Raw genomic sequence first — 16,827 nt, forward strand, 5'->3', positions numbered from 1 at the left:
TACTATCTTATAGACTCTCAAAGATTTTCAGGGCTTTTAAACCTTTACAGATACTATATTCCTGCAGATGGTATTTTGGGATTTCAATAGAATAGCTATTTTTTTGTTCTTTTGATGAGACACGAGCTAAAAGAATAGTTTTAGTTACCTTATTGGATATATTATTCATCTATATTTAAATTTGATTTTTTACTACCAAATGCATGGTATCTTTTACAATAAGTAGCAGCAACGTATAGAAGATAATCTCTATATTTACCTTTTGCAAGAGTACTTTCTCATAGCATCTGTTGTAAGTAGTAACGGCAATTAGGTTAGCAGATGACAAAGTACCAAGTACAGCCCAAAGTAGCGTATTAATTGTTGTATGCTGCAGATATTCGTCAATTAGGATGGTGACAGGCTTATTAGTACAAGTCATTATTTGGTGAATTAATTGCCCAAGAGTGGCATGATCATAAGGTTCTTTAGATTGGATAATTCCTACTATCGTTATCCTGTTCTTTTGGCTGGCAGTGATAATATTGTTGCGAAGCTTAAGACTAGTAGGATCGTCATAAGCTGGGTTCAGTAAGACTATTGCTTTGGAATGTAAAGTTGTTTTATCTGTCATGATGGTATCCCCTTTATGATTAAACTTAAAGTTATCAGGTTTTAACCACCAAAGAATCTTTAAAGATTACTTTGGTGATCGGGGAGTTAGTAAAACCGCCGTTAGACAGCTATGTTAGTTTTTAGATATAAATAATAAATTATTTATATCCTGGACATAACTAGCATCTCCCCGACCATAAAGAAAGTCGAGGAAGCATCATTTATGGCTGATGCACACCACTAACGGATTTACAGGTTACTACACCCCAAAGTAACTTTGCAGTTACTCTATTTTTAATTTTAAACTATACTCCCCTAAAGTCAATAACAGTTTTTTTACCATTAATTGTTATTTTCGTTGTCTTTCTGTTCTTGCTTTTTCATCTTGCAATTAATAATTTCTTGGCAGAAGCCAATTAAGTTTCTTGCAGCTTCATGAGCCTCTTGATCAGTGATTTTGTTATGGTACATTACTTTTATCCTAAAGACTATGCTAGCATAGATTTCTTCCTTAGTACGTTCATTACATTCTTTTATAGGCATAATATTTTCAGCTCTTCTTATTTTTATAATTTTATCTTAGCATCCAACATAATTTTACATTACACAACTGTGAGTTCATGACGTGTAACATAAATAATTTGTTTCATAAAGTTTTGTTACCTTGTAACTTTAGCTTTATAAGCAGTATAATTCTGTAAAATGGTTTAGAAATTAGTTCATGTGATGAACTAATTAACTAAATCCTTTGGAGTTTTAGCAAACGATGTTTTTTTAATGAATATATCTGCAATTTGTTGGTTGATTATTTAAAGGTTATATGAGATTAGAAAAGTGGTTAGAGCTGCAACACATGCCAATTCATATATTTGCTAAGAAAATAGGTAAGAATAGAAGTCAAGTACATAAATATATCCATGAAGATGTTGTACCCAAGCATAATGTCATTGTTAAAATTTATATTACAACTTTTGGAGCAGTTTCAGCTAATGATTTCCATAGGCTTTCTGATAAATTATTTGAGAAAGAAAAATTACATGCTAATTCTTTTCGGGATTAGCATATCAATCATAATTAACATATTAAAATCCAATCAATAACTCTTGTGTGTCAGATAATAATTTCCATATTTCTGATGTTTGAGCATATTAAATGACCATGAAGAGCTGGTGACATAAGACAGTAAAATAATAAGTTTTAATCGGTACGCAATGTCCCTCTAATCTTTAGCCCGGATATTGCATGAAGGCACCAAGACTCATTATCTATCATACAATATCCAGGTTAGCATTATCTCTTTGCATAAGTAATTTTAATAAAACCATTAATTATAAAATACTATTAAACAACCATTAATGATATTAAAATTATCCGCAAATATTGTTGATAACTTTGTGGATAATGCGTGGGTAAGTTTTTTAAAACTATAAAAATTAGCAGAAAATTTAGGAAATTTTTCAGAAAATTAGAACTTTTTACCAATTTTTTAAAGATTTTTTTTGGTTTCATAAAATGAACGGTCTTTTTAGTACAAATATTTTACCAATTTATATTAATTAACAAGGACATTAATTATGACAGAATTTTACCGTAAACTCTTTTACCCATCGGCTATTATTAAGGATGTAGAGTTATTAAAACATGATGAATATGGTGTTTATATTCGTCTATTGGAACATATGTGTATGGTAGTCCCGTTTGTCTAGACAAAAATTTAGATAATTTGAGATATAATTCTCAAAAATCAAATTGTTGTTTTTATACAATATTTCTTTCAAAATATACACATTCTGGAGTTTTATAATCTAAAGCTTGATGCATTCTTTGTCTATTATAAAAGTCCATATATTCGTTAATTGCTGTCTTTGCCTCCTTTACAATTGTTAAAATTATTCGATAAACTTTTTCCTGTTTCAGCGAACGCCAAAACCTCTCAATAAACACGTTGTCCAAAGCTCTACCCTTGCCATCCATACTTATCTGAATATTATATTGTTTTAAAATACAGATAAATTGCTCAGAGGTAAATTGCACACCTTGGTCCGTGTTAAAAATCTCTGGTACACCATATTTTTCTATAGCTTCCTCAAGAGCTTCTACACAAAAAGTGCTTTCTAAACTAATTGATACCCGCCAGCTAAGTATATAACGACTGTGCCAATCCATGATGGCTACCAAATAAACAAACCCTTGTTGCAGCCTTACGTAAGTGATATCTGAACACCATACTTGGTTCGAGTATGTTACCTCTAAGCCTTTGAGTAGATAAGGATATACCTTATGTGCCTGATTCTTTTTACTTAAATTCATTTTAGGATAAACAGCTTCAAGCCCCATTATCTGGTAGTAGCACCTTACTCTTTTACGACCTACTACAAAGCCTTTTGTTTGAAGGTATTTAGCCATTCTCCGCATACCATAATATGGATGCATGGTATATACCTCATCAATTATTGCCATGACCTTGAGATCTTGTTCACTAATTCCAATAGGTTTATAGTAATAGCTTGACCTATTTACACCAAGCAACTTACACTGTTGCACAATCGTTAGGATATTATGATTAGGCTCTATCATATTATACCTATCCTTTAAGTCCAAACAATGCAGATTTTTTTTTGAGCCAGTCACATTCAACGCTTAACTGACCAATTTGCTCATATAAACTTTTAACTAGCTTCTGCTGATTTGGATCAGTACTCTGTGCCTTACTCTTAAAACCTTGTACTAACAGTTCAAGACCTTGTTTTTTCCAGTTACTTATCTGTGTAGCATGAACCCCATACTTGCTAGTTATTTGGGCTATAGTTAATTCCCCCTTTATTGCCTCTATGACAATTTTAGTTTTTTCTTCGGCACTATACTGCTTAGCTTGTTTTTTCATCTCTAGCTCCTTATTCTTTTGCTAAAGAATTCTATCTCATTTCCTCTTATTTTTTGTCTAAATTTTGGGGACCATTATAGTGGATAAGTGGTGGAAAACTACCACATGATGATACAAAAATTGCTCATTATTTACGCATTACACCAAAAAAATGGCAAAATTACAAAAAAATTTTACAAAATTTGTTCATTTTTTCTGACAAAACATTTACTCATACTGAACTCAAAAAAGAATACCAAAAAACTATCTTAATATCACAAAAGAATTCTCTGAAAGCTAGGAAGAGATGGAGTAAACAGAATTGTAATATACCTGAAGATATTATATCAATAGGAAGTAAAAATTGTAAATCAAATGATGCTATAGCATATGCAATTGCAATGCCACAGCATATGCAAAAGCAATGCTATGTGCGTGCGTCTAAAAAGAAAGATATTGATTTAAGATTAGATGATATAGATAGGCATGTGGATAACTCAGGGCAATTAGTCGTTTATCACGAATTATACAATAAACTGCAATTACTCTTTAGTGAGCATAATATGCGTTTTCCTAAGGATCAATTTTTGCTAGTTAAATGGATAAAAACTGGCATTAGTATCGATTCTATTTATCAAAAAATTGTCCTAATACTCCAGCGTATTAGCAAGCAAGGTCTAGAGCATCCAAAATCTTTTGCTTATTTCACTGCTGAAATACAACGATGTTGTTAAGCTTGTGTCATCACATGAACTAATTTTAATTATTTTACAGCTCTTGTCTTATATTTCTATATAAAATAGCGTTTCACGTAATGAAATACCTATTGTTTTCAGAAAAATCCCTGTCATAATCTGAATAACAACAGCAATTAAAGAAAAAATTATGAACAAAAAAGCTATCAAATATGGACTGCAACTTGCTTTAGTCAAGCAAGCTCCTGATGAATTTTATCAAAGCAATAAGAGTGACCATGAACAAAGGGATAAAAAAATAGTTGAAGGTGTAATGAGTAAGTGCCTAATCAATCAATTTATTCTTGCACAATTAGTAAAAAATGAATTACAAGCAAAGCTAACTGACCAATTGATGGCGATATTTGGTTTAAATATTCAGGAATTTGGCTATCGTCAATTTTTAAACAATGGAACAACTATGGGCTTTTGCACAAGAAATATCAAAAACACCCAAAGCAAAAATCTAGGCTACGAATACGAAACTTTGAGAAGATTCTATAATCAGGAAGCATGTAACAGCTTTATCATCTACCAAAGAACAAAAGATAAAATTGAAGGTTTTTACTTTTTGTCTTCAAGCAATAATTCAGAGATTATTAGCTATTATACCAATTGAAACAATTAACGCGGTATATTAATCTACTATCTATACATAATTAATTTTACTAAAGTTACATTTTTACTAAGTTGATTCCAGGCATAGCAAGCATTAGCAACGATATCTTCGTATACACCGTAACATTGATTAGATAGGAAGTGATTTTTGATCCACTGCCAAATTTGTTCCATCGCATTTAATTCCGGTGCGTATGGCGGAAGCGGTACCAAGGTAATGTTACTTGGAATAATTAATTTTTTCGCTGCATGCCACCCGGCATTATCTGTTAATAATGCAACATGCCTACCAGAATCAATAGTCAAAGAAAATTCATCTAAGAACTTATTCATTGAATCAGTATTGGTATATGGTAAAATTAACGCAAAAGATTCGCCCGTATCATGGCAAGCAGCCCCATAGATGTATGTTGAGATAAATTGTTGTTGCCTTACTTTCCTAGGTCTGCTCCCACGTTTAGCCCATATGCGACTTAAACTACCTTGCTGCCCAATTCGAGTTTCATCCTGTGACCAAATGTCAACCTTACTCCAATCAATATCTTTTGGTAATAATACTTTTAGCATATTGGCGAAGTTTTTTTATATGTATTTTGAGTTGCTTGATTAGATTTTGGGTGTATTGAACGAGAAGTAATCCAGCTAAAACCAAGTCGATGTATAGTGTTATAAACTGTTTTTAAACTACATTTAATACCATATGTTTCAAATAACATATTATGTAATTCCTTTCCTGTTATATAACCACCTGTCTTACTTTCACTCAACATATTTATTTTATCAGACAGAAAAGATTCTTGTAAGCTATTGAATTTTCTAAACGCACCACTCCTATGTGATTCAAATAATCCATCAAAGCTAGAGTTTCTAAATCTTCTAAGCCAAGATTGTACTGTTTTCCAGTGCGATCCAACTATTATCGATACAGTTTTCAATGACTTGCCTGATTGCAGGTGATGCATTGCTAATAAGCGTATGCGATTTCTTCCGTGCGACTCTTTTTTCATTAGGCATATGAAATCATGCTCATGAAAACCTTTTGGTAATATTAATGTTCTTGCCATTTTACTACCTGCTCAAGTTTATATTCCCATATTATAATATACCTCCTTAACTATTTCAATTGGTATTAGATCCATATTCACAAGGATTATACTCAACAGAAGCAGCTGATTTTAAATATTTACTTGAGGCAAAACGTAAGGGCTTAAGTAAAGATGAAGCAGTAAAAGCCTTAGCAAGCAAATATGGTGAGCTACCTATAGCTCCAGATTAGCATAAACTTTCGTCATTGCACATAAGCGTCAGTTTAAGAAAACAATAATTGAGAAACCGTCATTGCGAGGAGACCGTAAGGTCACGAAGCAATCTAGAAAAGTGATTAGAAATCGATTGCCACGCCACCTACGGTGGCTCGCAATGACGACTTTTCTACTTTATTTTCTTAAACTAACGCCTATGCGTCATTGCGAGACCACGTAGTGGTCGTGGCAATCCATTTCTAATCATTTTCGTGGATTGCTTCGTTGCTACTAAAGTAGCTCTGAGCCATGACGTCTGTGAATTTGGCTTAATAGCTAGTCGGATCAGCTATATTCTAGAAAATATCGATAAACAGTAATTACAAGGAACATGAGCCTCAATATGAATATAAAGACAGATAATAACCTAAACATAGCTAATGATAACGAATTTAACAAAAAACAAATTGTTGTCTTGCTAATGTTTACGATACTTGGAGTATCAATTGGCTGGCTTGGATTTTTACTATTTGGTGATATTGGTAATCAATGCAAGATTATCTATGTATCACAAAAAGAAATACTGAGCTTCGAAAAAGAAAGAATAAACGAACAACCAAAAGAGAAAAACCTATTTTTTGGCAAAATTAATCAGGCGATAGAGCTAATCAATTCAGAAGCTCAAAAATATAAGGATAAAAGAAGCAAGGTGGTATTTGTAGTCGGTGATTTTATTACAGGAGAAGGTACGGCATCAATAAGCAAGCAAGTACATCAGAATATAATAGAACATTTGACGAAACTATTAGGTAACCTAGAGCAAGGCAAGTCGTCTGATAGATTAGAGGATAATAATTTAGGAGAGGTAACTATTAACAAACAGCCACAACTATCAAACAGCAACTATCAAAAATAAATATAGAGGAATTAACAATGTACGACAAAATTAATTATCCGTTTTATAGCAAAACGAACAAACAAAATACGAACTCAAATACAAACTCACAATCTCGTAATGATTGTAATAATTACAGGTACTATATGAATAATCAGAGTAACAACCAAAATAGCAACTACAATAACAACCAAAATGCTAATTATTTAAAACGTAAACAAGACACTAAAAAAAAGATCATGCTAGGAGGTTTAATAATAAAAGCAGGACTGGATTACTTACATCCCCAAGATGCCGAAGTTCTTTACGGTATGTTGTTAACAGACAAAAAGCTACTTAACAACAATCCAGAAGTTGCTGAATGTTGGAGAGAAATTGGTAAAGATTTAAAAAAAATATAAGCGAACGCAACAAAGGTAAATATATAGCTAACCCGATTAACATTACACCGTCATTGCGAGGAGACCGTAGGTCGACGAAGCAATCCATTTCTACCAACTTTCTTGGATTGCTTCGTCGCTACTAAAGTAGCTCCTCGCAATGACGTCAGTTTACTATGGATTAAATTACTAATCGGAGTAGCTAAAAAAGTCACCTTACGCATGGTATTTAAAAGTCATATATAAAATAGCTTGGCGTCATTGCGAGAAGCCACTTTAGTAGCGACGAAGCAATCTAATGAATGTGGATTACCACGACCACGTGGTCTTGCTAATAGCGTCTTGTACTTTTCTGGAATTTTTAAATTGTCATGGGGGTTATGCCACAACTGTTGAAAGTTAGAAGGTAAAGCGGGTTTTAGATAGGTTTTCTGTCATTGCGAGACCACGTAGTGGTCGTGGCAATCCATCTTTGGTTACTTTTATGGATTGCTTCGTCGACCTGCGGTCTTTCTCGCAATGACGTTGACCACATACGACTTTTAAACTATTCGGTCTAAAACCTCTTCCTCTTCTAACTTTCAACAGTTGTGGGGGTTATGCGTAAGGTAATGGTAAAAAAGCAAACATAAAAAACTAAGTGAACTAAATATAAATGAGACAACTAATAATACTAGCTTTAGTAAGCTTACTACCACAAATAACTATTGCCAAGGATTTTGGTATATATGGAACAGTTTTTGAGGTTAAAGAAGAAGGATTTTTAACAATGATCCAAAGAAAACTAAGGCTAGTTGATATAGAACAGGAGCAAAGAAAAATGTTAGAAATCGCTAAAAATAGAATAGAGGAACCTGTGTTTGTTACAAATATAAAACGAACTGAGAAACCACAGAATTTTACCTATGAACCAAGCTATATAGTAAAAGAGGATATTATTTTACCTGATGGCAAATTACTTTATGCCCTAGGTACAAGATTGAACCCATTAGATCACATGAGTTTAGACAAGAAACTAATATTTATTAATGGTAAAGATAGCTTGCAAGTAGAGTGGTTTAGGCAGCAACAAAGCAACGGAGTAATAAAGGAAGAAGACAAATTAATATTAATCGCTGGCAGACCGCTGGATTTACAGAAAGAACTAAATAGAGAAGTATATTTTGATCAAGCAGGAATTTTAACGACAAAATTCAAAATTGAGCAAGTCCCAGCGATAATAGAACAAGAAGGCAAGTTGTTAAGAATAAGAGAAGTAGAAATCGATAATCCTTTTGAGGAATTTGGATTTAAATGATGTAAGAGGTGAAAAGTTGATAAATATCAATAATGCAGCCTTGAGCAGAAAGTTTGGCGACCCAGCTCAAGGTGCAAAGACACGATTAAGCATCATACTGATAGTGGCTCTTTTTATGCCATTTTCAGTATCTGCCAGTATCACATGTAAAGGGCATTTTGTCAATCCAATTACTGACATTTGTTGGAGCTGCATATTACCAATAAGTATAGGCAATGTCATTACTATTGGTAGCGGTGTTATGCCTAAAAAAAGAGACACAAAAAATCCCTCATCACCAGTTTGTTTATGTATTAAATCAAATATTCCTGTACCAGGGATAACCATAGGATTTTGGGAACCAGTAAGACTTATTGATGTTACAAGAACGCCTTATTGTATGACTAATCTTGGTGGAGTACCTATTGGATCGGATGCAAAAAGGATTAGTAGCTTTAATAGAGGATACGATGATAGGCATGTTCACGATAGTTTTTACCATGTTCATTATTATGTTTACCCACTGATTTATTGGCTTGAACTTATCACTGATTTTATTTGTTTAGAACAAAATAGCTTTGATGTGGCTTATATGAGTGAATTTGATGTTACTTGGAATGATGAGAAATTGCAGAGCCTGTTAAATCCTGAAGCTTTTTTATTTGCCAACCCTATAGCCCAAGCAGCTTGTGCTTTAGATTGTGCAAGTAGTACAGTCAGGTTGCCATTAGATAGCATGTTTTGGTGTGCTGGTTGTTGGGGTAATATGTATCCATTTTCAGGAGCAAATGCTGATCATGTTGGCGGAGTTCAGAGTAGTAGTTTACTAGCTACCCGAATAATTGCCAAGATGCACCGAATAGGATTAGCACAGGAGACGTCAACTGATGAAAACACTTCTCTAACAGGTGGCGGTAAATTATGCCGTAAGTCTAAGGCATTAAAAATCAAAAAGAGTCAATATAAGTTACAGATGGTCAACCCAGTATCAACATCCAGCAGCATTGGTTGTTGGTCTTTAGGCTTAAGTGACATGATGTATTCAACATTTAAAGAATATCCGTATGACGGACAAGATTGGGGGTACTTAGTATGGCGAAAGAAAAATTGCTGTGCCTTTTAGTTGCATTACTATTTGACATTAGTCACTTAACTATAGCACAAAATATCAGCAACGCTAATAGCGAATTGCTAAATAATATAAAAAATATTGAGGCAACTGATCAGCAGCGAGATTGGGCTAAAGAATTGGGATATGCAGGACAAATATTAACAAGAGAAGCTATTTTACAAAAGTTGCGTGAGTTAGATGAGCAACATTATTTGAAACAAAATAAAAATTGCAGTGATAAAGAATTGTGGGACAAAGAACTTATTAATTCAGCAGTGCTTAAGATATTTGTAAGTAGCGGGATGCCAGGTAATTTACTGAGGATATATCATCAACAAGCAGTTAAATATGGTGGAACATTGGTATTTAAGGGATTACCCAATGGTAGTTTTAAAGAGCTTACCAAATTAGTTATGTCAATATCAGAAAATGGTGAAGTAGGCAGTATGCAAATAGATGACGAAGCCTTTGACCAGTTTGGTATTAATGTTGTCCCAGCTATTTTGCTGGTTAAACAACAAGGTTACTTAGATGGGTGTTTTGGTAAATCTTGCAAAGTTACTTACGATAAGATTACTGGCAGTATCTCCGTTAAAAAGGCTTTAGAGAAATTTGCAATTAATGGTGATTTATCACAAGAAGTTGAGAGGTTAATGAAAAATGATTAAATTTAAAATGACAAATAATTATATAGCTAACCCGATGAACATTACACCAAATTCACAAGCGTCATTGCGAGGAGGCTTCGAGCCGACGAAGCAATCCATAATATACAAGCTTCATGGATTGCCACGCTCATGTACATTCGCTCGCAATGACATATATGCAACTCAAACGTCATGGCTCAGAGCTACTTTAGTAGCATTGATGCAATCCACAGGAAAGTGATTAGAAATGGATTGCTTCGTAGACTTACGCCTACTCGCAATGACACCAGTTTATTATGGCTAAATGCTAATCGGGTTAGCTATAAAATAATATTTAAAAACTTTTGGTATATGAGTTGTTGTTTGCTAAGGCTCAGTGTAGCCCTGCTACCCTTTTGGCATCTAACTAGCTTAGCTGTATATACTGAACCTACTGCTAAAACTAATGTCAATAAAGTAGACCCGTTATTTAATGAAAAAATAGAGAACTATAAAGGTTTTGAACAAGTTCTAGAAAGACAAAAGGTATCTGCAGTAAAAGGAGCTGAATCTGAAACAGGTTTTAATGATCTAGTTGGTAGTAAGCAGGCAAGAACTAAAGGGGCAGAATTAGGTAATATTAGGGCAGAAGAGCTTGAAGGTTCTGGAATAAGAGAATCATTTAAAGAAGCTTGGGTTAATGAATATCTAGTTGATTACTCTAGACCTGGAATGATGAGACATAAAGATGATGCAAATAGCATAACTGAAGGAACAGGACAAATGATGTCGAGCTTATTAGGTTTTTTGAAAAGGTTAGATATTGATTGTAAGCAAGTTAAAGGAAATAAGGAAATAGAACCACAATATTATATCCAGCTAATAACAGAGCTTGACCGGAATAAGGGAGATACAGTCTATGATAAAACTATATGTGAGGAACTACGTAACAAATATCGTTGCACCGATACTATTACAGTAAGGTGTAAAAAGAAAGAAAGGACTCTACAAGAAAAAACAATTTATATTAATTATCATTTTCTTCCTAATCCTCCTAAGGGTATTCCTGTTCAACATTATTTTTTGAAATATTTTTATAATAGCAATCAAGATTTACTAGATTGGGAAGTGCAACAAAGCACTATTAGACGAATTAAAGAAAATGGTTCAGTAGTACAACAGCAAATGAAGCGATTATTAGCTGATCAGTTGCAAATTCCTGTTGAAGATATAGTTTCAGTACGAATTAATAGAGATGGTCCTCCAATAGGTGAGCTATCTGATCCATCGTGGATTCGTACTTATATGTCTCATGATGATTATTTTGGTAGAGACTTTACTGTGGCTTATAAGATCGGTTCTGAAGAATGTACAGAATGGCAAGAAGAGTGGAGTGAGACATGTACATTAAATTAATTAACCACAAAGCTTTATTTTATATTTATTTAAGAAACATACTGGCACTAGTCCTTCCTATAATTGTCGTAAGTTTAGTAATGATGGTGAAGATAGAAGCAGCTAGTTTTGTTAGCAATTACCCATGTTCAGATACAGTAAAGACTTGTTTATCTAGCGGTGTTAGGATAATTGACGGTGTCGAGGTAAACAAAGATTGTTGGGAATATTCTTACCAAAAAACCTGCAATTATCCGAGTCAGGATAATTGCAGGAATTATGATCATTGTTACACAGTAGCAGATTTACCTTGCTTACTGCATGACAGCTTAGGTAATTGTGTAAACTTACAAAGAGAATTTTCGTGTAAGAGATGGATACCAGCGGAAGTAGAGAATCAAAAGGCAAGAATGGGACTAACTGAAAAAGATGGGCAAGAAGGATTAGTTTGCAGGGGGGTACCTTGTATAGACGGTAACTGTGTTGATAAAAGCTACGAGACTAATGGTGAGATGATGGATTCAGTCTCCAAGCTTTACATGGTGAGCAAAATAAGAGATGCAAAGGATTTTAATTTTAAAATATTTGCTGGTTTTAATAGCCATTGTAGTAAGAAGGCTACTGGTTACATCAATTGCTGTGCAGTTAGTCTAAATGGTTGGGGCAATCATTTAGGTGCCCACTGCAATAGCGATGAAAAACAATTAATTGAAAATCGCAAGAAGAATCTATGCATATATGTTGGAAAAGAAAGGAGGGGAATAATGAAGAGGACAGTAGTAATACCAAATCACTATCTAATTAACAAGATACTATCCAATTCCAAGCACATATAGATTTGACAATTGCAGGATTATTTTCATAATAATTACATGCTGTGATTAGTTGATTTTCTATAGCATTCATTGAATCAAAAGCTAGGTTATAAAAGAATTTTTCCCTCATATCATCCCATATATTTTCTTGTGGGTTTAATTGTGGGCTATATGGTGGCAAGTAAGCTAGTTTAATATTATTAGGTAATAATTCTTTATCGAGTTTATGTGCAGCAGCTCCATCGCATACTACTAAAAGAAAATTATCCTTATAACGCTTTGCCATTTCTTGTAGCATTAACATCATCCAATCTTGGTTCATTAAAGGCAAAATAAGGAAACAACTAGCACCGTCAAATGGACAAATTGCCCCATAAGTATAAGTATATTCACGAATAATTTGTTTCTTAAGTAAAGGCCTGATTCCAGCCGGAACCCAGCAACGCCTTAATGAATCTATACGACCAAAACGTGCCTCATCTTGGAAGAATATCTTTAATTCCTTGCCTTCAGTTGCTGCTGATACTCTTGCTTCTTTAACCATATCAGGCCACTTTTTTTAAAAGTTTCTACCGCATCCTTCTTTTGTTTAGGATGGTATGGTCTTGGTGCAATTTTACGCCACCCATGCCTATGAAGCAGCCTATAAGCTGTGTAACGTGCTATTTTACTACCAACCGTTTCCTCAAAAATCTTATGCACCTTGCTAATTTCTACTATCCCACCATTAACGGCATTCTGTTCTATCTTTTTAAGCATCTCACGTTCTTGCTCTTGAGTTAGATAACTTCTGTATCTCCCACCTTTCTTCCTGCTACATAGTGCCTTTAAGCCTTTTTTCCGACATTGACTATGGGTTCTGTGAACATGACTTTCTGATAATCCTGTAACTTTAGCAATCAATGATGTCGGCATTTTTTCACTCACTCTTAGATAGATTGATTGATAACGTCTAAATTCTTCTTTAGTCTTTGCTTCATTCATTAATTGTTTCACTTCTTCTACATTAACTTCTAATACCTTATACCCTCTAGACATCTTAATTAACACTATACTATCTTAAATAACACACTATAGCATCTATATTATTAAATAGATAGTGATTTGGTATAAAGCATTATTATTGTTGTTTTGGTAATTTACTACAAAAGGTTATTCAAGTTGAAGGAAGAAAGCAATTATATGCCAAGGGACTTATCAGTAATACGGAAAAGAATTTTGGTAGTGGCGGCAATCCTAATTGTCGGGGATTAACTTTAGCAGAATTGCAGAATCTGGATTTTGACAAAATGGATCTTACTGAATTTATTGAAGACTTTAAGCTTAAGTTTGCTGGAAAATATAAAGCACCAAATGTCGGTGACATTACTATCAGGATAAAAGGTACAGCAACCTCTAACATCAGAAAAGGAGATAATAATCCTCATAATAAAGGAAATAATAAATCTGGTTGGAGTACCAAAATAGGAGACGATTAATGGCAAGTACACCAATTTTTCAAACGTCATTGCGAGGAGACCGTAGCACAATTGTTGAAAGTTAGAAGAAGATACGGTTTTAGGCAAGACACTTTAATAAGTAGTATATGGTCAACGTCATTGCGAGAAAGACCGTAGGTCGACGAAGTAATCCATAAAAGTGATTAGAAATGGATTGCCACGCCACCTACGGTGGCTCGCAATGAAGGTTTGTATAGATAAATACTAATCGGGTTAGCTATAAGTTAATTGAAGGGAACATAATGCTAGATAAAGAACCAAGAACAATAGAAGGAGCAACAAATGGAGCAAGAGCTACAACTACAGAAAGGCAATTAGTGATGTGTATAGCAGCTAACCCTACTAACGTTACACCAAATTCACGAACGTCATTGCGAGGAGACCGTAGGTCGACGAAGCAATCCAGGAAAGTGATTAGAAATGGATTGCTTCATAGGCTCACACCTTCTGGCACTAACGTCAGTTTATTATGGCTAAATGCTAGTCGGGTTAGCTATGCATATATTCTGAAAATATTATTAATTTGCATAGTTGCCGCTAATTACTGCATCCCTAACTATTGTTATGCAAGTAACTTCTTTGATCAACGTTACCGTGGTTGGATATGGTTTGAGGAAAAAGAAAAAGCTGAGAAGGTGGCTAACAAACAAAAGGAGTTAACCTTAAAGGAAATACAGAAACAAAAATACGCTAAAGCAAGACAAGAAGTAGAGCAGTTTAGCCAGGAACTAGAGGAGTTAAAATTTATGATGATTAGATATCCAGAAAATATTGAACATGCAAGGAGATATAAGGAAAAGGAGGCACAGATGCTAGAAGATAGCTTAAAACTTGCTCATACCTTTAGGATGGTGAATTTTCTTTATCCTGAAATTATCAATTTAATTGATAACCCAATTAACCTATATGGCAGAAGAATAAAAGAAGAGATTAATGAACAGGAAATAACTAACAAGCTTAAAGAGCTTAGTAGTAAGATAGAACTCTTTGTATTCTTTTCCTCAACTTGTCCTTATTGCTCAATACTTGAACCGGTACTTAATAATTTTGCTAAAAAATACCGATTTAAGGTAGAAGCAGTAAGCCTGGATGGCAGCACAAGTAAAATTTTTAAAACTCATCAAAATAAAGGACTGGCTGATAAGCTAAACTTGCAACGTACCCCAACAATAGTAGTTGTAACTAATGACAGCAAGATCAATTTTGAACTAATTAGAGGAGCAGCATCAATGTCAGAGCTTGAGGAAGCTGCAATATTTGCTGCTGAATATCTGAATAAGATGGAGAGAATAGCTGAAGAAAAAACTCAGGTAGCGGAAAATGATGATTAGAAACTTCATACGGGAATTATCTATTTATTGCTTATTAGCAATATGCTTATTCGCAAGCAGTAATAGTTATGGCGGTATAGAGAAACTGATTAAAAGCGTTATGCCAAAAGGTACTATGAGCAATGTTAGTAAAACTGCGATAGTACATGATCAATTATCGGGTCATATAGTTGGTGGATCAGTGTTAATTAAGTCGCCACCTATAGAAGATTTGCAGCTTGTTAATTTCCAAGCTCCTAGCTGTAAACTTGGTGGTCTTCCATGTGGAATACAACTTGATTTAAGAGGTGGAGCATTATCATTTCTAAAAAGTGCTGCTATGGAGCAATTTCTTAAAGAGATGGTACAGAATGTTGGTGGCTATGCAGCAATCATGGCTATTAAAACAGTTTGCCCTCAATGCGAAAACATTATGACTTACTTAGAACAAATGCAAAGAAACACTAACCAGTTCAACATTAATTCCTGCGATATGGCTACTCAGATAAGTAATGGTATAGCTAGCAGAATGAATAAAGGAGCAGAGCTTACTCGCCAGAGTGACTTGGCAATGACCAAAAGCGGAAGCGATATGGCAGATATTAGAGATAAAGCTAAAAAGGATAATGGAGACCCAACCAAAACCAATAAAGAACTCGAAAGTTTACTAGGTGATAATTTTAATTTGGTATGGAAAGCTCTTACCAAGAATGCAAGTGGTGGTGGAGATTCAACTAGTTTCAAAGAATTATTAATGAGTATATCAGGGACTATTATTGGCAAAAAAGATAGTGAAGGACGTATTTCTATAATTCATAAGAAGTCACTAGTTAATAAAGAATTAATAGAGGAATTTATTGGAGTAAGAAAAGGTAATGTAGATGTTGAGCAATATCAGTGTGATGAAACAAATTTATGCTTAATGCCACAAAAAGCAAAAACCAGATTATCAGCTAGCGATACATTATATGGTAGTATTGATGATATGTTAGTTTCGATGGTTAAAAAAATAAAAACTAATAATGGTGATTTTACTGAAGAAGAGGAAAATTTAATAGCCTTATCATCCATACCACTAACTAACAAGATACAGAGAGAACTTGCCACTAATGCTGATAATAGCTACCTTACAGTCCGCATGGCTGAGTTTGTTGAAACCTTATGCTATGACGTGGTAACTAATTATCTTACCAAATTATTACAGCAAACTTCTGAAGCAGTATCAGAGTTATCTTACTTGCAGCTGGCAGATATAGGAGTATTTACCAGCTTTGAACAGGAAGTAAATAATACTATTAGCTTTTTGGTGGGTAGCAGAGAGAACGCCTTTAGACGGTATAATATTATCGAACAAACCAAAATGAGAATGTTGCAAGAGGAAAAATACTTTGAGATGAAGTTTCAGGAGTTTATGTCGACTAATGAGATGGATGGATAACTCACCCTACGCATGGCATTTAAAACTAATAG

Annotated in this window: 24 protein-coding genes and 1 pseudogene; 16 read left to right on the forward strand and 9 right to left on the reverse strand. The window is 34.1% G+C overall.

Annotated elements, in window-relative coordinates; translation table 11 throughout:
* Positions 1-7: 7 nt before the first annotated feature.
* The 3 genes from ACQH1V_RS07465 to ACQH1V_RS07475 form a co-directional block, all read right to left on the reverse strand.
* Positions 8-169, reverse strand: a complete 162-nt coding sequence (locus ACQH1V_RS07465) for a hypothetical protein (protein WP_425360328.1) — start codon at positions 167-169, stop codon at positions 8-10.
* Between the two features lie 6 nt (positions 170-175).
* Positions 176-613: a hypothetical protein gene (locus tag ACQH1V_RS07470; protein WP_425360329.1), complete on the reverse strand. Its 438-nt coding sequence runs from the start codon at positions 611-613 to the stop codon at positions 176-178.
* 323 nt (positions 614-936) lie between these two features.
* Complete coding sequence (locus ACQH1V_RS07475; RefSeq protein WP_425360330.1) at positions 937-1,137, reverse strand: hypothetical protein; 201 nt, start codon at positions 1,135-1,137, stop codon at positions 937-939.
* A 277-nt stretch (positions 1,138-1,414) separates the two neighbouring features.
* On the opposite strand from ACQH1V_RS07475, the gene ACQH1V_RS07480 reads away from it, so the two are divergent.
* Together ACQH1V_RS07480 and ACQH1V_RS07485 are read left to right on the forward strand one after the other, a co-directional pair.
* Positions 1,415-1,654, forward strand: a complete 240-nt coding sequence (locus ACQH1V_RS07480; protein ID WP_341759794.1) for a hypothetical protein — start codon at positions 1,415-1,417, stop codon at positions 1,652-1,654.
* A 514-nt stretch (positions 1,655-2,168) separates the two neighbouring features.
* Positions 2,169-2,300 (forward strand): hypothetical protein, encoded by a 132-nt coding sequence (locus ACQH1V_RS07485; RefSeq protein WP_425360331.1) that lies wholly within the window; start codon positions 2,169-2,171, stop codon positions 2,298-2,300.
* Positions 2,301-2,352: 52 nt separating this feature from the next.
* On the opposite strand, the gene ACQH1V_RS07490 is transcribed toward ACQH1V_RS07485, so the two are convergent.
* Together ACQH1V_RS07490 and ACQH1V_RS07495 are read right to left on the reverse strand one after the other, a co-directional pair.
* Complete coding sequence (locus ACQH1V_RS07490) at positions 2,353-3,171, reverse strand: IS3 family transposase (protein WP_425360332.1); 819 nt, start codon at positions 3,169-3,171, stop codon at positions 2,353-2,355.
* A gap of 7 nt (positions 3,172-3,178) precedes the next feature.
* Entirely contained in the window at positions 3,179-3,478 is a 300-nt protein-coding gene (locus ACQH1V_RS07495; RefSeq protein WP_425360333.1) for a transposase, read from the reverse strand.
* Positions 3,479-3,660: 182 nt separating this feature from the next.
* Here ACQH1V_RS07495 and ACQH1V_RS07500 point away from each other — a divergent pair, with 182 nt between their 5' ends.
* Both ACQH1V_RS07500 and ACQH1V_RS07505 read left to right on the forward strand, forming a co-directional pair.
* Positions 3,661-4,191 (forward strand): hypothetical protein, encoded by a 531-nt coding sequence (locus tag ACQH1V_RS07500; RefSeq protein WP_425360334.1) that lies wholly within the window; start codon positions 3,661-3,663, stop codon positions 4,189-4,191.
* Between the two features lie 151 nt (positions 4,192-4,342).
* Positions 4,343-4,810 (forward strand): hypothetical protein, encoded by a 468-nt coding sequence (locus ACQH1V_RS07505; RefSeq protein WP_425360335.1) that lies wholly within the window; start codon positions 4,343-4,345, stop codon positions 4,808-4,810.
* A 26-nt stretch (positions 4,811-4,836) separates the two neighbouring features.
* On the opposite strand, the gene ACQH1V_RS07510 is transcribed toward ACQH1V_RS07505, so the two are convergent.
* Both ACQH1V_RS07510 and ACQH1V_RS07515 read right to left on the reverse strand, forming a co-directional pair.
* A complete protein-coding gene (locus ACQH1V_RS07510) occupies positions 4,837-5,376 on the reverse strand; it encodes an IS630 family transposase (RefSeq protein WP_425360336.1) in 540 nt (179 codons plus the stop codon).
* Positions 5,370-5,873 carry a helix-turn-helix domain-containing protein gene (locus ACQH1V_RS07515; RefSeq protein ID WP_425360337.1) on the reverse strand — a complete coding sequence of 168 codons (504 nt, stop codon included), beginning with the start codon at positions 5,871-5,873 and terminating at the stop codon, positions 5,370-5,372. The genes ACQH1V_RS07510 and ACQH1V_RS07515 overlap by 7 nt, the downstream gene beginning before the upstream one ends.
* 59 nt (positions 5,874-5,932) lie before the next feature.
* On the opposite strand from ACQH1V_RS07515, the gene ACQH1V_RS07520 reads away from it, so the two are divergent.
* The 8 genes from ACQH1V_RS07520 (at position 5,933) to traN (ending at position 12,569) form a co-directional block, all read left to right on the forward strand.
* On the forward strand, positions 5,933-6,085 hold the full coding sequence (locus ACQH1V_RS07520) for a hypothetical protein (protein WP_425360338.1): 153 nt from the start codon (positions 5,933-5,935) through the stop codon (positions 6,083-6,085).
* 368 nt (positions 6,086-6,453) lie between these two features.
* The gene (locus tag ACQH1V_RS07525; RefSeq protein WP_425360339.1) at positions 6,454-6,966 is read left to right on the forward strand and encodes a hypothetical protein; all 513 of its coding nucleotides are present in this window, start codon (positions 6,454-6,456) and stop codon (positions 6,964-6,966) included.
* 125 nt (positions 6,967-7,091) lie between these two features.
* Positions 7,092-7,346, forward strand: coding sequence for a conjugal transfer protein TraD (locus ACQH1V_RS07530; protein ID WP_425360340.1), 255 nt, complete (start codon positions 7,092-7,094; stop codon positions 7,344-7,346).
* A 634-nt stretch (positions 7,347-7,980) separates the two neighbouring features.
* A complete protein-coding gene (traW, locus tag ACQH1V_RS07535; protein ID WP_425360341.1) occupies positions 7,981-8,622 on the forward strand; it encodes a type-F conjugative transfer system protein TraW in 642 nt (213 codons plus the stop codon).
* Positions 8,623-8,638: 16 nt separating this feature from the next.
* On the forward strand, positions 8,639-9,724 hold the full coding sequence (traU, locus tag ACQH1V_RS07540; protein WP_425360342.1) for a conjugal transfer pilus assembly protein TraU: 1,086 nt from the start codon (positions 8,639-8,641) through the stop codon (positions 9,722-9,724).
* The gene (trbC, locus tag ACQH1V_RS07545; RefSeq protein WP_425360343.1) at positions 9,694-10,380 is read left to right on the forward strand and encodes a type-F conjugative transfer system pilin assembly protein TrbC; all 687 of its coding nucleotides are present in this window, start codon (positions 9,694-9,696) and stop codon (positions 10,378-10,380) included. Before traU ends, trbC begins: the two co-directional genes overlap by 31 nt.
* Positions 10,381-10,710: 330 nt before the next feature.
* On the forward strand, positions 10,711-11,754 hold the full coding sequence (locus ACQH1V_RS07550; protein WP_425360344.1) for a hypothetical protein: 1,044 nt from the start codon (positions 10,711-10,713) through the stop codon (positions 11,752-11,754).
* Positions 11,739-12,569 (forward strand): conjugal transfer protein TraN, encoded by an 831-nt coding sequence (traN, locus tag ACQH1V_RS07555; protein WP_425360345.1) that lies wholly within the window; start codon positions 11,739-11,741, stop codon positions 12,567-12,569. Before ACQH1V_RS07550 ends, traN begins: the two co-directional genes overlap by 16 nt.
* Here traN and ACQH1V_RS07560 read toward each other — a convergent pair.
* Positions 12,535-13,092: an IS630 family transposase gene (locus ACQH1V_RS07560; protein ID WP_425360101.1), complete on the reverse strand. Its 558-nt coding sequence runs from the start codon at positions 13,090-13,092 to the stop codon at positions 12,535-12,537. The genes traN and ACQH1V_RS07560 overlap by 35 nt on opposite strands.
* Positions 13,044-13,586: a helix-turn-helix domain-containing protein gene (locus tag ACQH1V_RS07565; protein ID WP_425360100.1), complete on the reverse strand. Its 543-nt coding sequence runs from the start codon at positions 13,584-13,586 to the stop codon at positions 13,044-13,046. The genes ACQH1V_RS07560 and ACQH1V_RS07565 overlap by 49 nt, the downstream gene beginning before the upstream one ends.
* Positions 13,587-13,702: 116 nt before the next feature.
* On the opposite strand from ACQH1V_RS07565, the pseudogene ACQH1V_RS07570 reads away from it, so the two are divergent.
* The 4 genes and pseudogenes from ACQH1V_RS07570 to ACQH1V_RS07585 all read left to right on the forward strand — a co-directional run.
* Positions 13,703-13,750, forward strand: a pseudogene (locus ACQH1V_RS07570) (hypothetical protein); the annotation flags it as partial.
* A gap of 87 nt (positions 13,751-13,837) precedes the next feature.
* On the forward strand, positions 13,838-14,026 hold the full coding sequence (locus ACQH1V_RS07575) for a hypothetical protein (protein ID WP_425360346.1): 189 nt from the start codon (positions 13,838-13,840) through the stop codon (positions 14,024-14,026).
* Positions 14,027-14,289: 263 nt separating this feature from the next.
* Positions 14,290-15,378 (forward strand): conjugal transfer protein TraF, encoded by a 1,089-nt coding sequence (gene traF / locus ACQH1V_RS07580; RefSeq protein WP_425360347.1) that lies wholly within the window; start codon positions 14,290-14,292, stop codon positions 15,376-15,378.
* Positions 15,368-16,795 (forward strand): conjugal transfer protein TraH, encoded by a 1,428-nt coding sequence (locus ACQH1V_RS07585; RefSeq protein WP_425360348.1) that lies wholly within the window; start codon positions 15,368-15,370, stop codon positions 16,793-16,795. Before traF ends, ACQH1V_RS07585 begins: the two co-directional genes overlap by 11 nt.
* Positions 16,796-16,827 lie beyond the last annotated feature (32 nt).

Source organism: Candidatus Tisiphia endosymbiont of Ceraclea dissimilis, assembly GCF_964030735.1.
Taxonomy (GTDB): Bacteria; Pseudomonadota; Alphaproteobacteria; order Rickettsiales; family Rickettsiaceae; genus Tisiphia.

Excerpts from the sequence above, each read along its gene's own strand:
- ACQH1V_RS07530 (WP_425360340.1), top strand. The coding sequence starts at position 7,092 with ATGAATAATCAGAGTAACAACCAAAATAGCAACTACAATAACAACCAA.
- ACQH1V_RS07470 (WP_425360329.1), bottom strand. The coding sequence starts at position 613 with ATGACAGATAAAACAACTTTACATTCCAAAGCAATAGTCTTACTGAAC.
- ACQH1V_RS07485 (WP_425360331.1), top strand. The coding sequence starts at position 2,169 with ATGACAGAATTTTACCGTAAACTCTTTTACCCATCGGCTATTATTAAG.
- ACQH1V_RS07510 (WP_425360336.1), bottom strand. The coding sequence starts at position 5,376 with ATGCTAAAAGTATTATTACCAAAAGATATTGATTGGAGTAAGGTTGAC.
- trbC (WP_425360343.1), top strand. The coding sequence starts at position 9,694 with ATGGCGAAAGAAAAATTGCTGTGCCTTTTAGTTGCATTACTATTTGAC.
- ACQH1V_RS07525 (WP_425360339.1), top strand. The coding sequence starts at position 6,454 with ATGAATATAAAGACAGATAATAACCTAAACATAGCTAATGATAACGAA.
- ACQH1V_RS07565 (WP_425360100.1), bottom strand. The coding sequence starts at position 13,586 with ATGTCTAGAGGGTATAAGGTATTAGAAGTTAATGTAGAAGAAGTGAAA.
- traF (WP_425360347.1), top strand. The coding sequence starts at position 14,290 with ATGCTAGATAAAGAACCAAGAACAATAGAAGGAGCAACAAATGGAGCA.
- ACQH1V_RS07560 (WP_425360101.1), bottom strand. The coding sequence starts at position 13,092 with ATGGTTAAAGAAGCAAGAGTATCAGCAGCAACTGAAGGCAAGGAATTA.
- ACQH1V_RS07475 (WP_425360330.1), bottom strand. The coding sequence starts at position 1,137 with ATGCCTATAAAAGAATGTAATGAACGTACTAAGGAAGAAATCTATGCT.
- traW (WP_425360341.1), top strand. The coding sequence starts at position 7,981 with ATGAGACAACTAATAATACTAGCTTTAGTAAGCTTACTACCACAAATA.
- ACQH1V_RS07480 (WP_341759794.1), top strand. The coding sequence starts at position 1,415 with ATGAGATTAGAAAAGTGGTTAGAGCTGCAACACATGCCAATTCATATA.
- ACQH1V_RS07465 (WP_425360328.1), bottom strand. The coding sequence starts at position 169 with ATGAATAATATATCCAATAAGGTAACTAAAACTATTCTTTTAGCTCGT.
- ACQH1V_RS07575 (WP_425360346.1), top strand. The coding sequence starts at position 13,838 with ATGGATCTTACTGAATTTATTGAAGACTTTAAGCTTAAGTTTGCTGGA.
- ACQH1V_RS07515 (WP_425360337.1), bottom strand. The coding sequence starts at position 5,873 with ATGGCAAGAACATTAATATTACCAAAAGGTTTTCATGAGCATGATTTC.
- ACQH1V_RS07495 (WP_425360333.1), bottom strand. The coding sequence starts at position 3,478 with ATGAAAAAACAAGCTAAGCAGTATAGTGCCGAAGAAAAAACTAAAATT.
- ACQH1V_RS07490 (WP_425360332.1), bottom strand. The coding sequence starts at position 3,171 with ATGATAGAGCCTAATCATAATATCCTAACGATTGTGCAACAGTGTAAG.
- traN (WP_425360345.1), top strand. The coding sequence starts at position 11,739 with ATGTACATTAAATTAATTAACCACAAAGCTTTATTTTATATTTATTTA.
- ACQH1V_RS07505 (WP_425360335.1), top strand. The coding sequence starts at position 4,343 with ATGAACAAAAAAGCTATCAAATATGGACTGCAACTTGCTTTAGTCAAG.
- ACQH1V_RS07585 (WP_425360348.1), top strand. The coding sequence starts at position 15,368 with ATGATGATTAGAAACTTCATACGGGAATTATCTATTTATTGCTTATTA.
- ACQH1V_RS07550 (WP_425360344.1), top strand. The coding sequence starts at position 10,711 with ATGAGTTGTTGTTTGCTAAGGCTCAGTGTAGCCCTGCTACCCTTTTGG.